12 protein-coding genes are annotated in these 12,566 nt (G+C 70.6%); 7 read left to right on the top strand and 5 right to left on the bottom strand.

Annotated features, from left to right (window positions below; all coding sequences use genetic code 11):
* Positions 1-67 precede the first annotated feature (67 nt).
* The gene (locus tag ACFP2T_RS08795; RefSeq protein ID WP_377419531.1) at positions 68-967 is read left to right on the top strand and encodes an NAD(P)-dependent oxidoreductase; all 900 of its coding nucleotides are present in this window, start codon (positions 68-70) and stop codon (positions 965-967) included.
* Between the two features lie 37 nt (positions 968-1,004).
* Here ACFP2T_RS08795 and ACFP2T_RS08790 read toward each other — a convergent pair whose 3' ends face one another.
* Together ACFP2T_RS08790 and ACFP2T_RS08785 are read right to left on the bottom strand one after the other, a co-directional pair.
* The gene (locus ACFP2T_RS08790; protein WP_377419529.1) at positions 1,005-1,502 is read right to left on the bottom strand and encodes a DinB family protein; all 498 of its coding nucleotides are present in this window, start codon (positions 1,500-1,502) and stop codon (positions 1,005-1,007) included.
* Between the two features lie 136 nt (positions 1,503-1,638).
* Complete coding sequence (locus tag ACFP2T_RS08785; protein WP_377419527.1) at positions 1,639-2,019, bottom strand: PPOX class F420-dependent oxidoreductase; 381 nt, start codon at positions 2,017-2,019, stop codon at positions 1,639-1,641.
* 204 nt (positions 2,020-2,223) lie between these two features.
* Here ACFP2T_RS08785 and ACFP2T_RS08780 point away from each other — a divergent pair, with 204 nt between their 5' ends.
* Entirely contained in the window at positions 2,224-2,637 is a 414-nt protein-coding gene (locus ACFP2T_RS08780; protein WP_377419525.1) for a hypothetical protein, read from the top strand.
* A 118-nt stretch (positions 2,638-2,755) separates the two neighbouring features.
* Here ACFP2T_RS08780 and ACFP2T_RS08775 read toward each other — a convergent pair whose 3' ends face one another.
* On the bottom strand, positions 2,756-3,121 hold the full coding sequence (locus ACFP2T_RS08775; protein WP_377419523.1) for a DsbA family oxidoreductase: 366 nt from the start codon (positions 3,119-3,121) through the stop codon (positions 2,756-2,758).
* On the opposite strand from ACFP2T_RS08775, the gene ACFP2T_RS08770 reads away from it, so the two are divergent.
* Positions 3,107-3,298 carry a winged helix-turn-helix transcriptional regulator gene (locus tag ACFP2T_RS08770; RefSeq protein ID WP_377419521.1) on the top strand — a complete coding sequence of 64 codons (192 nt, stop codon included), beginning with the start codon at positions 3,107-3,109 and terminating at the stop codon, positions 3,296-3,298. The genes ACFP2T_RS08775 and ACFP2T_RS08770 overlap by 15 nt on opposite strands.
* Positions 3,299-3,334: 36 nt before the next feature.
* On the opposite strand, the gene ACFP2T_RS08765 is transcribed toward ACFP2T_RS08770, so the two are convergent.
* Together ACFP2T_RS08765 and ACFP2T_RS08760 are read right to left on the bottom strand one after the other, a co-directional pair.
* Positions 3,335-3,526 carry a hypothetical protein gene (locus tag ACFP2T_RS08765; protein WP_377419519.1) on the bottom strand — a complete coding sequence of 64 codons (192 nt, stop codon included), beginning with the start codon at positions 3,524-3,526 and terminating at the stop codon, positions 3,335-3,337.
* A gap of 246 nt (positions 3,527-3,772) precedes the next feature.
* On the bottom strand, positions 3,773-4,630 hold the full coding sequence (locus ACFP2T_RS08760) for a helix-turn-helix transcriptional regulator (protein ID WP_377419517.1): 858 nt from the start codon (positions 4,628-4,630) through the stop codon (positions 3,773-3,775).
* A gap of 97 nt (positions 4,631-4,727) precedes the next feature.
* On the opposite strand from ACFP2T_RS08760, the gene ACFP2T_RS08755 reads away from it, so the two are divergent.
* The 4 genes from ACFP2T_RS08755 (at position 4,728) to ACFP2T_RS08740 (ending at position 12,521) form a co-directional block, all read left to right on the top strand.
* A complete protein-coding gene (locus tag ACFP2T_RS08755) occupies positions 4,728-6,143 on the top strand; it encodes a pyridoxal phosphate-dependent decarboxylase family protein (protein WP_377419515.1) in 1,416 nt (471 codons plus the stop codon).
* 305 nt (positions 6,144-6,448) lie between these two features.
* Entirely contained in the window at positions 6,449-8,482 is a 2,034-nt protein-coding gene (locus ACFP2T_RS08750) for a ligand-binding sensor domain-containing protein (protein WP_377419513.1), read from the top strand.
* Between the two features lie 288 nt (positions 8,483-8,770).
* Positions 8,771-11,083, top strand: a complete 2,313-nt coding sequence (locus tag ACFP2T_RS08745; protein WP_377419512.1) for a hypothetical protein — start codon at positions 8,771-8,773, stop codon at positions 11,081-11,083.
* A 202-nt stretch (positions 11,084-11,285) separates the two neighbouring features.
* On the top strand, positions 11,286-12,521 hold the full coding sequence (locus ACFP2T_RS08740) for an ABC transporter substrate-binding protein (protein WP_377419510.1): 1,236 nt from the start codon (positions 11,286-11,288) through the stop codon (positions 12,519-12,521).
* The last annotated feature ends 45 nt before the right edge of the window (positions 12,522-12,566 follow it).

Here is a 12,566-nt window from a genome sequence, read left to right as displayed (position 1 = left end):
ACCTTCATACCGGTATGAACGTTGATGATTCTGCCAGCACCAGCCACCCAACAAGAGGGAGCAGACGATGCAGAGTCGCGACGCCGACCACACGCCCGTAACCGTCATCGGCCTGGGTCTGATGGGCCAGGCGCTGGCCGGGGCATTCCTGCGCGACGGACACCCCACGACGGTGTGGAACCGCACGGCGGCGAAGGGCGAATCCCTGGTCGCGCAGGGCGCGACGCTCGCCGCGTCGGTCGGCGACGCCGTGGCGGCCAGCCCGCTCGTGGTCGTCTGCGTCTCGAACTACGAGGCGGTGCACGAACTGCTCGATCCGCTGGGCGAGGTCCTCGATGGTCGGATCCTGGTGAACCTGACCTCGGGCACGTCGCGTGCGGCCCGCGACAGCGCGGAGTGGGCGTCACGGCGGGGCAGCACCTACCTCGACGGCGCGATCATGGCCATCCCTCCGGCCATCGGCACGGCGGACGCCGCGATCCTCTACAGCGGGCCGCGGTCGGCCTTCGACGCGCACGAGTCGACCCTGCGGAGCCTCGGCGCGGGAACGACGTACCTCGGCGCCGACCACGGCCTGTCGTCGCTGTACGACGTGGCGCTGCTGGGCGTGATGTGGAGCGTTCTGAACGGCTTCCTACAGGGTGCCGCCCTGGTCGGCACGGCCGACGTGGACGCCGCGACGTTCGCCCCGGTCGCGAACACGGTGATCGGAACGGTGACCGAGTGGGTGCCCGGTTACGCGCGGCAGATCGACGAGGGCAGGTTCCCGGCCCTCGATTCCACCCTCGCCACCCACGTGGGCGCGATGGAGCATCTCGTCCACGAGAGCGAGTCCCTCGGCGTCAGTGCCGACCTGCCGAGGTTCATCAAGGCCCTGGCCGACAGGGCCGTCGCCGACGGGGACGGCGGCAACGGGTACGCGGCGATCATCGAGCAGTTCCGCAAGCCCTCAGGGGTACGAGGGTGACCGCCACACCATTCGACCAACGCACGCTGGCAGGGCGCTATTCGCTCAGCAGCTGTTCGCGCAGGATGTCCGCGTGTCCGCAGTGCTGGGCGAGCTCGCGCAGCACGTGGAGGTATACCCAGCGCAGCGGAAGCGGGCCTCGCCGGTTGCCGTGGACCGTGTCGTCCAGCCCCAGCGGTGACGTCGCGCGGCGTGCCGCTTCGCACGCTTCGCGGTGTGCGCGCTGGACGGTGGCGATGGTGTCGCCGTCATCGAGCACGAACGAGTCGTCCGGCGTCGCGGGGATGCCGATCTCGTCCCGCGGGCGGCAGGTGATGGCTTCGTCGAACCAGACCTTCTCGACGAAGGTCGCGTGCTTCACCAGGCCCAGCAGCGTGGTTCGGGACGGCACCAGGGAGCGGCGCACCTGATCCTCGGTCAGCCCGTCCAGGCAGCGGTTGAGCGCGCCGCGATGTTCGTCGAGGAACGCCTCGAACTGGGCCCGGGCCGGCTGGTTGGTGACGTTCTCGGCGGACGTCGCAGGGAGTGAGGACATCCGGGAAGCATTCCAAGACCATCGCCCGGGAGCAACCAGGACACATCGGCAGGTTCGGGCGACATCCGGGGCATGGGCATGCTGGTCGATGACGGCGGTCCGGGGCGGGTGGAGCCGCGGCCCGGGCGCCGATGGCTCAGAACCTGACGGCGATCCCGATCACCGGGGGGCGCCGGACGTGCAGGATCCTGGTGAGCCAGTTGCCCAGCCGGGACACGACGTACTTCCGGGCCAGGAGCCTTCGTGCGACTGCCGTTTCCGACTCGTCCAGCAGCCGGGCCGTGCCCTGGGCGGTCGGAGCGCCCGGGGCGATCCGGCCACGGATACCGCAGACCGTCACCACGACATGGCTGTTGTTACGGATCCGCTTGACCTTCCACGCCGCGGCGTCGGACACCACGAAGAGTTCACCGCCGTTCCGCACGTGCCAGACCGGCGTGGCGACTCCGGTGCCGTCCCTGCGGTAGGTGGTGAGGCTGACGTACCTGCTGCGGCCGATCTCCTCGACGACGGTCATCGGCCGAGCCTATCGACGTACGGGGCGGCGGACGCCCTGGATCTCCTCGCCAACCAACCGGTACCGACGGTGGGCGGAGTCCGACGCGCGCCGACCGGCGGGCTGCCGTAGGCGTTCAGCGGCGGTCCAGTCAGTGTCCAGCGGGTTCGGCGAGGCTGCCGGTGCGGTCGCATCCGCGCCGCTCGTCCACCTCGGGAGGAACCGATGCCACTCCGCGTCCACCGGCTCAGGCTGGTCCAGCTGTTCTTCGTGCTCGTTGCGGTCACCGCGCTCGGCGCGGCCTGGGCCGGTACCGCGTCGGCCGCGCCGACCGGGGCCGTGGCGTCCCACGCCGCCCCCGGCGAGGCCGCGTCCATCGCGGCCTCGTGGCCACAGGCCGCAGCGTTCGCGGTGGTGCTGCCGCCTCCGCACGATCCGTCGCGAGGGTCCTGCACGGCGAGCCGGATCGGCGCGCAGATCCGGCTCGACTGCTTGATCCAGAAGCCGGACACCACCCTCTGGGTCGCCTGCTCGGGTGGGTTCGTCGAGATCCGCCACCTTCCGGTGGGCGGGATCACCGCGCAGGGCACCTGCCCGCAGTACGGCGGGTACGCGCTCACCGCAACCTCCAACCCCTGATTCCTACGGCGGGGGGCCGGTACGTCGTGAGCGGATCCGCCGCCCACGGCGTACCGGCGCGGCCTCGGGCCGCCACGCCGGTGAGGATGATCCCGGCGTCCGGGGCTGAGCGGGAGCGTCAGGTGGCGCTGGGTCCGGGCACCAGGCAGCCGTCCGGGGTGCACCCTCCCTCGACGCTGCCGACGACCGGCAGCGGCTGCGGTGTGGGATGGCTGTCGGTCCAGGCCCTGGTGATGACCGCGAGCAGTTTGTCGGTGCCGATGGCGCCGGGGACGGCGAACCGGTCGTCGAGCACGAGGAACGGCGCGCCGTGGGCGCCGAGGCGTGGCGCCTCGCGCTGCTCGGCCGCCACCCGGGCCCGGTAACGACGGCTGCGCAGGGCCTCGGCGGCCTCGTCGGGGTCCAGGCCCACCTCGGCGGCGAAGTCGAGGACCTCCGTGGCGGTCCACAGCTTGCGGGCCTGCCCGAAGTGTGCGCGGAACATCGCCGGCTGATCAACCGGACCTCCTACCCGGAAGTCCCGCCCCGCGTCGAGTACGCCCTCACCGAACTCGGCACCTCGCTGCTCTCCACCGTCCTGGCCCTGGCGGCCTGGTCCGCCGACCACCATGCCGAGATCCGCCGCCACCAGGCCGCGTACGACAACGACACCGCGCGGTAGGACCCGACCACCTGACCCGACCTACCGACCGCCGACCTACCGACCGCCCTGCTGAAGGTCCGATCCGCTGAGCTGGTACCCCTGCTCGGTCAGCGTGCGCGTCATGTGCGCGGCGTACCACGGCGGCCAGTCGGGGTCGGGCCTGCCAAGTTCCTTCTCGTGTACGCCGTGCGCGTCCGCAGCCCGCCGAAGTGCGTCGGTCAGTACGTCGGTCATGGTCCGTTCCATCGCCTCTTCCTCCGCCTCTTCCTCTCGCCCGGACTCGTCGACGCGCCGTCATCAGGCAACCCGTCATCAGGCAACCCGTCATCAGGCGACCTCGGACCGACTTCGTGGGCACGCTGCGGGCACGTCACGACGCCGCACCCGTTGCCATGCTGTCACCGCCAGGCGGGCCACGACCCGTGGTTCCGTGAATCCCGGCGAACGACCAACGGCGGGCCCGTACGGCCGAGCAGCGTTGCCGGGCACCCGTCAGGTGGCGTCTCTGACGTACCGGCCGGGAGGCAGGCCGACGATGCGCTTGAAGTGCCGGTTCAGGTGCGCCTGGTCGTAGAACCCCGCCTGGGCCGCGACCTCGCTGATCGGCAGTCCTGCCCTGAGCAGGGACTTGGCGCGGCGTACCCGGGTCTGCGTCTGGTACGCGTGCGGCGTCATTCCCACCGCGGCCCGGAAGACGCGGCACAGGTGGAAGGCGCTGAGGCCGGCGTTCCTGGCCAGATCCTCCAGCGTCACGTTCTCGTCGACGTGTTCCCGCAGGTACTCCTTGCTGAGCAGGACCGCCCGGCGTTCCCGGCCGGGAGGTCTTGGCGTCTGCGGGGGTACCGCGTGGCGGGCGACCAGGAGGACGAGGGCTTCGACGAGCTGTGCCTCCCGTTCGAGCCGGTTCGAGTCCGGTGGCTCCGAGAGCTGGTGGAAGCGGCGTAGCTGTGCGGCAAGCTCCCGGTCCCGCACGACCTCGCCGCCGAACTCCGGCCCACGGTGCCGGTATCCGGGGAACTCCGCCGCGATCCTGCCCATGAGGTCCGGGCCGGGATACAGGGCCCGGTACGTCCAGGAACTCTCCGCGGGGGAACCACCGGCGTGCGCCTCCTCCGGGTTGAGCGCGATCAGGTCGCCGGGGCCGATGACGTGCGTGTCCCCCCGGTAGGTGGGCGTGGCGATGCCTTCCTCGGTGAGGGCGATGAAGAACTCCTCGTGCGCGTGCGGTCGGAAGGCGAATTCGCTGAGGGTGGCCCGGAGAAGCTCCAGGCCGCCGAGATCCGTCGCCCACCACATCCGGGCGCGGTCGGCCTCCGGCGGGTTCCCGGAGGGCCCCGAGGCGCTCGTCACGGATCAAGCGTAGTCCGGAGCAATCCCGTCCAAGACCGGCGGTCCGGATCCGCCATAGGGTCCGCTGACACCGCCAGCCAGTGTGGAGGAATCACCGATGGAAACGCATCTCAGCAGCGCATCCCGTCCGCCGGCCGCCGTGCCGGCCGAGCTGTTCGCCCGGACGGCCCAGATCGCGGCGGACTGGCTCCGGTCGCTCGACCGGCGGCCGGTGGCCGCGTCGGCGACCCTCGGCGAGCTGCGCTCCCGGCTCGGTGGCCCGCTCCCGGTCGGCTCCGTCGATCCACTGACGGTGGTCGAGGATCTGGCCCGTGCGGCCGAGCCCGGGCTGGTCGCGATGCCCTCGGGTCGCTATTTCGGCTTCGTGATCGGCGGAGGACTGCCGGCCGCCGTCGCGGCCGACTGGCTCACCTCCGTCTGGGACCAGTGTCCCGGCTTCTACGCGTGTGGTCCGGCCGCGTCCGTCGTCGAGGAGGTGACCGGTGCCTGGCTCGCTGCCCTGCTCGGGCTGCCGGCGGACGCGTCGTTCGCCTTCGTCACCGGCTGCCAGACGGCCCACCTCACCTGCCTGGCCGCGGCCCGACACCACGTCCTGGACGCGGTCGGCTGGAACGTCGAAGAACTGGGCCTGGGCGGATCGCCGTCCATTCGGGTCATCGTCGGGGCACGACGGCACGTGAGCGTCGACCGCGCCGTGCGGTTCCTGGGCATCGGGAGGGCGTCCCTGCGGGTCCTTCCGGTCGACGGCTCCGGCCGGATGGAGGTGTCCCGACTGCGGGAGGAACTTGCCGCCGCCGGCACGCCGACGATCGTCTGTGCCCAGGCCGGTGAGGTCAACACCGGCGCCGTCGACGACCTCGACGAGATCGCCGACGCCGTCGCCGGCACCGGAGCGTGGCTGCACGTCGACGGGGCCTACGGCCTGTGGGCCGCTGCCAGCCCGGCATTGCGCCACCTCGTCAGGGGCGTCGAGCGCGCCGACTCGTGGGCCTTCGACGCACACAAGTGGCTGAACGTCCCGTACGACTCGGGCCTGGCCTTCTGCGCCCACCCGGACTCGCACCGGGCCGCGATGACCGCCACCGCGGACTACCTGGTGCAGGGCGGTCCGGGGCAACCACGGGACGCCATGGACTGGACGCCCGCCTTCTCGCGACGGGCCCGGGGATTCGCCGTCTACGCGGCGCTGCGGTCCCTCGGGCAACGGGGCGTCGCGGACCTGGTGGAGCGGAGTTGCGCGCACGCCCGGACGTTCGCCGACGGACTCGCCGCCGTACCCGGCTGCGAGGTGTTGAACGAGGTCGTGCTCAACCAGGTGCTGTTCCGGTTCGACGACGACCGGACGACCGACGGGGTCCTCCGCCGGGTGATCGACAGCGGCGAGGCGTGGCTGAGCGGAACGACGGTCGACGGTCGACGGGCGATCCGCCTGTCGGTCACCAACTGGCAGACGAGCGACAGCGACATCGGCCGCGCCCTCGACGCCTTCCGCAACGCCGCGGTTGAGATGTGAGGAAGGGGCCCTTCTTATACAGAAAACGATAAGAAGGGCCCCTTCCTCACCGGCCGTTGACGTCGGTTGGGCACCCACCTAGTCTGGTTACGGGCGTGGCCGTAATTGGGTTGGTGGGTGTTGGTTGTTGGGGTGTTGGGGTTGCCGGCTGGGGGTTTGACGGGGCCGGCGAATCCGGGGGCGGCTTTCTGGCGATCAGGTGTGCGAGCTGACGCCGGTCTTTTTCGGTGTCGGGTGATTACGGCTCCCTCCGTTACTCAATCGATGATGCTACTGACGGCCCGTAGCCAGGAAAGTAGGCGCCCATGCGCAGCACTCGTAGAGTCACCGGCCTGCTCACCGCGCTGACGGTGGCGCTGACCATGTCCGGCGTACCGGCGGCCGAGGCGGCGACGTCGGAGGCCCCGACCGTCACCGTCGACCCCCTCGGCATTCCGCTGCGGGACGTCCTGTTGATCGGCGGGACCGTGGCACCGGGCCCGACCGGACGGCCGGTGCTCTGGTCGGCGGTGTCCGGCGAGCCGGCCCGGCTGGTGGCGATCGATCCGGGCACCGGCCGGACGGTGTCCACCCAGGACCTCACCGGCGCCCCCGGCTCGTACGCGGTCGCCGCCGCACCGGACGGCACCGTCTACGTCGGCGCGTACAACACCGGCGACCTGTACCGGCGGAAGCCGGGCCCGGACAGTCCGATCGAGAACCTCGGGCGGCCGCTGCCGTCCGAGACGTACATCTGGCGGCTCGCGGTCGACGAGCGTGGCATCGTCTACGGCGGCACCTTTCCCGGCGCGAGGGTCTTCTCCTACGATCCCGGCACCGGTCGCAGCCGGGACTACGGCCAGGTGCTCCCTGGCGCGCAGTACGTCCGGAGCCTCGCGGTCGGCGGTGGCAAGATCTACGCCGGTACCCAGCCGGACGCCCACCTCTTCGAGATCGACAAGACCACCGGTAAGCGCCGGGAGCTACCACTACCCGCCGAGCTGGGCGACGGCGTCGGCACGACCGTGTACGACCTCAACGTCCACGACGGCCGGGTGTACGCCCGGTTCGGCTCGGCCATCAACGGCGACCTCGGGGTGTACGACATCAAACGTCGCAAGTGGACCGACCTGATCCCCGACGTGGCCGGGCTGGACGTCGCCGAGCCCGGACCGGGTGGCCTGGTCTACTTCACCCGTGCCGGCCGGCTCGTCGGATACCACCCCGGGACCCGCAGGTTCACCGACACCGGGCTGGCCTTCCCCGGCCGGGTGGTCAACAACCGGGGCATCGGATGGGTCACCCTCGCCGACCGGAAGTGGCCGGGACGCACCCTGGTCGGGCTGCTCTGGCGCGGCGACATGTTCCGGTACAACCCGTTGACCGGCCGGTCGGAGGTGTTGCGCACCGACGTGCCCGGCGAGCCGATTCCCCTCGCGGCGCTGCACGTCGGCGCGTCCGGCACCGTGTACGCCGGTGGCTACCTCAACGGCGGTCTCGCCCGGGTCGACATCGATACCGGCGTGTCGGACTTCCAGCGTTTCGCCCAGGTGGAGGGCGTGCTGGAGACCGACGGTCAGGTCTATCTGGGTGCGTACCCCGACTCGCGCCTGTACCGGTACGACCCGGGCCAGCAGTGGAACAGCTCGGAGTACTCGCCCTCGCTGCCCGGCACTCCGGAGAACCCGGTGAAGCTGGTCGACCTGAAGTCCTCCGACCAGGTGCGGGCGCGGGTGCTGACCGACGCCGGGGACAAGGTCGCCTACGGCACGATGCCGAACACGACACTCGGCGGCGCGCTCGCCATCGTGGACAAGGCGACCGGGGCGTCGACGGTGCACCGGCCGGTGGTCACCGACTCGTCGATCGTTGCTCTGGCGTACGCCGGCGGTCTGATCGTCGGCGGTACCTCGATCGACGGTGGGTACAGCGTGCCGGCGCCCACCCAGACCGAGGCCCGCCTGTTCGGCTGGAACACCGCCGGCGACGCCAAGGCGTTCGAGATCGTTCCGGTGCTGGGTGCGAAGGCCGTTCCGGCGCTGGTCGTCGACCGGTCGGGGCTGCTGTGGGGGCTGGCCGGCGGGCAGCTCTTCGCCGTCGACGTGGCCTCCCGGTCGGTGGTGCGGCGGGTCCAGCTCGCCCCGGGGGTCTCCGACAGCCGGGGTCGGCTCGGCTACGACGCCACCGCCGACGTGCTGTACGCGCTGGTGGGCAATCGCCTGCTGTTCCGGGTGGACGTCGCGGCCGGCACCTCGACGCAGTTGCTGGACCAGTCGGCCGAGTTTCTCGCGGTACACCCGGACGGGCGGTTGTTGCTCGGCGACGGGCCGCAGTTGTACCGGGTGACCGTGTCCGGTTGAGCGCGGCGGCGATCACTGCCGACGGCCGGTGGCCCTGTGTAGGACCGCCGGCCGTCGGCCTTCCGTGGCTGCGGTTGCCCGTCCCGGTCCGGCCGGAGCGGGACACCGCACCGGAATCGCCGGACGCCCATGGTTTCGGTCCGGGCGTAATTCACCCCACCCCCGTCGCCGGATGATCCACAAGCCGATGGTCGCTGGCAGCTTCGGATCGATTCATCATCGACTATGGAGTTTCGGCCGCGCCCGTAATAGGGTCTCCGGGCACCCGCCGGAACGAGGGAGTCACTCGTGTCGTTGTCGTGTCGAATCGTCCTGCCCGCCACCGTCGCCCTGGCGGTCACCGCCGCCGTACTGCCCGCCGGTCCCGTCCAGGCCGCTCCGACCCCCGTCCAGGCCGCTCCGATCCCCGTCCGGGTCGCGCCGGCCAATGCCGACCCCGGGACCGTCACGGACTTCGGGGTGCAGCAGACCGCCCTGACCGTCTTCGAGACCCACTACGGCACCGGGGCCGACGACCGCCCGGTCGCCTACGGCGTCCAGATGGGATCGCCGGGAGTGCTCAGCGTGACCGATCCGGTGACCCGTGAACTGCTCGACACGGCGTACCTGCACGAATCCTCGGGCGCCTGGGGCATCACCCAGGCCAGCGACGGCATGGTGTACGCCGGCAGCTACCCCAACGCGCACGTCTACTCCTACGATCCCCGCACCCGGGTCACCACGGATCTCGGTGCACCGGTCGCCGGGCAGGGCTACCTGTACGGCCTCCGGTCCGGTACGGACGGCCGGATCTACGGCGGCACCTATCCGGACGCGCACGTCTTCTCCTACTCGCCGACGGAGGGGTTCCGCGACTACGGCGCGATGTATCCCGGCGAGCAGTACGTCGTCGACACCGCCGTCGACGCCGCCCGGAACGTGTTGTGGGCGGCGATCGGGAGCCACGGCCACCTCGTCCGGCTCGACCTGACGACGGGGGAGAAGCGGGACATCTGGCCGGAGGTGCTGCGCGGCGACGCGAGCTATCCGTACGACGTCAACCTGGTCGGCGGCAAGCTCTTCGTCAAGCGGAGTCAACAGCAGGCCCTCGTGCTCGACCCCGACTCCGGGGCGGTGCTGGCCGACGGGTTCACCATGAACTCGCGCGGCACCTCCGCGCTGGCCCCGGACGGCCGGTCGGTCTACTTCACCTCCGGCAGCCAGCTCTGGCGCTACGACCTGCCGACCGACACCTACGGTCCGGCCCCGGACGGCGCCGGTGCGCCACTGGCCACGGCTGGGGCGAGCATCGGGTTCGGGTTCGTGGCGGGCCGGTTGCACGCCACGATCGGCAACTACTCGGGTCAGGCGCTCTGGTACGACCCGGCAACCGGGGCGAGCGAGCGGTACCGGCTGCCGTTCCCGCCGCAGGCCCTGGACATCAACAACATCAGTGCCGGCCCGGACGGCCGGGTCTACACGAACCTCTACATCAACGGCAACATGGCCGTGCTCGATCCGGCGACCGGGGTGACGACCAACGTGGGGCGGATCGGCCAGACCGACGGGTTCGGCTGGCACGACGGGCTGATGTACCAGGGCGTCTACCCGTACGGCGGGGTGCTGGAGTACGACCCGGCCCGGCCGTACCAGTCCGGCACCAACCCGCGTGAGCTGTTCCGGATGCAGCCGGACGGGCAGAACCGGCCGATCGCGTTCGCCTCGGCCGGCTCGAAGCTCTTCGTCGGCAGCACCCCGGACTACGGGCTGTGGGGTGGCGCGCTCACCGTGTACGACATCGCGACCGGCACCCGGACCACCCACCGGGACATCATTCCCGACCAGGCCGTCATCGCCCTGTCCGTGATCGGTGACCGGCTCTGGGCCGGCAGCACGATCGGTGGCGGCGGGGGCACCGAGCCGAGGGCGACGGAGGCGAAGCTCTTCACCGCGGACCTGGCGACCGGCGAGAAGATCGCGGAGTACACCCCGGTGCCGGGGGCGTTCGCGATCAGTTCGGTCGCCCCGGGACCGGACGGCATGGTCTGGGGCCTGGCCGACGGTGAACTGTTCGTTCTCGACCCGGCGACCGGCGCCACCGTGCATCGTCTGGACGTGCCGGGGAACCACACCGGGGCGCACGACGAGCTGGTCGTCAACCCCGCCGACGAGCACGTCTACGCCTCGCTCGACGGCTATCTGCTCCGGATCGACCCGCTCTCCAAGGCGGTCACGGTGATCCGGGACGCGCAGACGTACCGGCTCACCCAGGACGGGCAGGGCAACCTGTGGTTCCGCAACGGGGTCAAGGCCCCCAACGGGGCGGTGCAGTACGGCTCGAACCTGCTGCGCTACGTACCGGAGGCGGACGGCTGCCGGGGTTCGGACCTGCGGGCCACGGTGCTGACGGGGGCCGTGGACTCCCGGGTGCGCAACCGGTACGGCACGGACGGCTGCACGGTCAACGACCTGATCCGGGACGAGGCGACCTGGGACAGTCGGGCCGCCTTCCTGGTCCACGTCGTACACGTCACCGGACGACTCGTCCGGGCGAAGACGATCACGGCAGCCGAGATGGGCGCGATCCTGGTGGCGGCGGCACGGTCCGGCGTCGGCGGGTAGCGCGTCGCGAGGGGGGTGCCGGGTCCGGGCCGGACGGGTCACTGTCCGGCCCGGACCCGGCATACGGCGGTTACGGCACTGTCCGATAAGGAAATCGGGCGTGGATGGCCTGACGACGTCATATTTGATCTTCGTGCATCTAGTATCGGCCCGGACCGTAAGTTAACCTACTTCGAACCAAGCTCACCTGGGAGGATGCGGGATGCGTGTTCGGAAGAGCCTGTCAGCCGTTGCGGTGGCGCTCGTCACCGTGCTCGCGGCAACCGCCTGTGGAGGGTCCGAGGACTCGGACAAGAAGACCGTGACGATGTGGATGTACCCGGTGATCGCCGACGAGGCGAAGCACCGGGCCTTCTGGGACGAGACCGTCACCGCCTTCACGGGGCAACACCCGGACATCGAGGTGAAGACGGAGATCTTCCCGTGGGCGAACCGTGACCAGGCGCTGGCCACCGCCATCGCCGGCAACAAGGGACCCGACGTCGTCTACCTCATCCCCGACCAGCTGCCGAAGTACGCCCGCAACATCGAGCCGGTCGACGCGTACCTGGACGACGCCGCCCGGAGCGACTACCTCGACAACGTCCTCACCTCCGTCACCATCGACGGCAAGATGATGGGCGCACCCGTCCTCACCAGCGCCGTGACGATGATCTGCAACAAGAAGGTCTTCGACGCCGTCGGCCAGACGACGTACCCCACCAACTGGAGCGACATCCTCGGCATGGCGCCCGCGTTCAAGGCCAAGGGCTACGACATGACCGCCTACGCCGGAGAGGTGAAGAACACCCTCAACCAGACCTTCTATCCGTTGCTCTGGCAGGCCGGCGGCGAGGTGTTCAGCCCGGACGGCAAGTCGGTGGCCTTCGACAGCGACGCCGGCCGGAAGGCACTCACCTTCGTCAAGCAACTCGTCGACGGCGGATACCTGGACAAGAGCCTGCTCACCACGGCGCCGTCGATCGAGCAGACCCGGATCGCCCAGAACAAGGTGGCCTGCGTCTGGCACATGGAGCCGCAGCAGGTGGAGGGCTTCTGGGGCAAGGAGAACATCAAGGTCCTTCCGCCGATGACCGAGGCCAGGCAGATCGGGTACGGCACCGTCGGCTCGCTCGCCATGCTCAGGGGCGCCGCGGACAAGGAGGCCGCGGGCAAGTGGATCGCGTTCGTCTCCGGCGTCGACATCGCCAGGAAGTACGACACCAGTTCCGGCTTCTTCGCCGCGAAGAAGTCCGCCGGCACGCTCTACGCCGGGGATCCCGTCCTCGGCGAGCAGGAGAAGTACGTCGGCATGACCACCGTCGGGCCGCTGCACGAGAAGGCCCGGGACGTGATGGGCGTGCTCGCTCCGGAGATCCAGGCGGCCCTGCTGGGCAAGAAGTCGGTGGACCAGGCCCTGAGCGACGCGGCCAAGGCCGCCGCCCCGCTGCTCGGCTAGTACGGGGACGACGGGCCGGACCTCCCACGAACCGCGAGAAAGGTG

Origin of the sequence: Plantactinospora solaniradicis (assembly GCF_042658085.1) — a bacterium.
Taxonomy (GTDB): domain Bacteria; phylum Actinomycetota; class Actinomycetes; order Mycobacteriales; family Micromonosporaceae; genus Plantactinospora; species Plantactinospora solaniradicis.
The sequence above is the reverse complement of the archived record's forward strand: the minus strand, read 5'-3'. Positions and strand labels throughout refer to the sequence as shown.

Coding starts and splice junctions, on each gene's coding strand:
- ACFP2T_RS08795 (WP_377419531.1), top strand. CDS start 68: ATGCAGAGTCGCGACGCCGACCACACGCCCGTAACCGTCATCGGCCTG.
- ACFP2T_RS08790 (WP_377419529.1), bottom strand. CDS start 1,502: ATGTCCTCACTCCCTGCGACGTCCGCCGAGAACGTCACCAACCAGCCG.
- ACFP2T_RS08785 (WP_377419527.1), bottom strand. CDS start 2,019: ATGACCGTCGTCGAGGAGATCGGCCGCAGCAGGTACGTCAGCCTCACC.
- ACFP2T_RS08780 (WP_377419525.1), top strand. CDS start 2,224: ATGCCACTCCGCGTCCACCGGCTCAGGCTGGTCCAGCTGTTCTTCGTG.
- ACFP2T_RS08775 (WP_377419523.1), bottom strand. CDS start 3,121: ATGTTCCGCGCACACTTCGGGCAGGCCCGCAAGCTGTGGACCGCCACG.
- ACFP2T_RS08765 (WP_377419519.1), bottom strand. CDS start 3,526: ATGGAACGGACCATGACCGACGTACTGACCGACGCACTTCGGCGGGCT.
- ACFP2T_RS08755 (WP_377419515.1), top strand. CDS start 4,728: ATGGAAACGCATCTCAGCAGCGCATCCCGTCCGCCGGCCGCCGTGCCG.
- ACFP2T_RS08750 (WP_377419513.1), top strand. CDS start 6,449: ATGCGCAGCACTCGTAGAGTCACCGGCCTGCTCACCGCGCTGACGGTG.
- ACFP2T_RS08740 (WP_377419510.1), top strand. CDS start 11,286: ATGCGTGTTCGGAAGAGCCTGTCAGCCGTTGCGGTGGCGCTCGTCACC.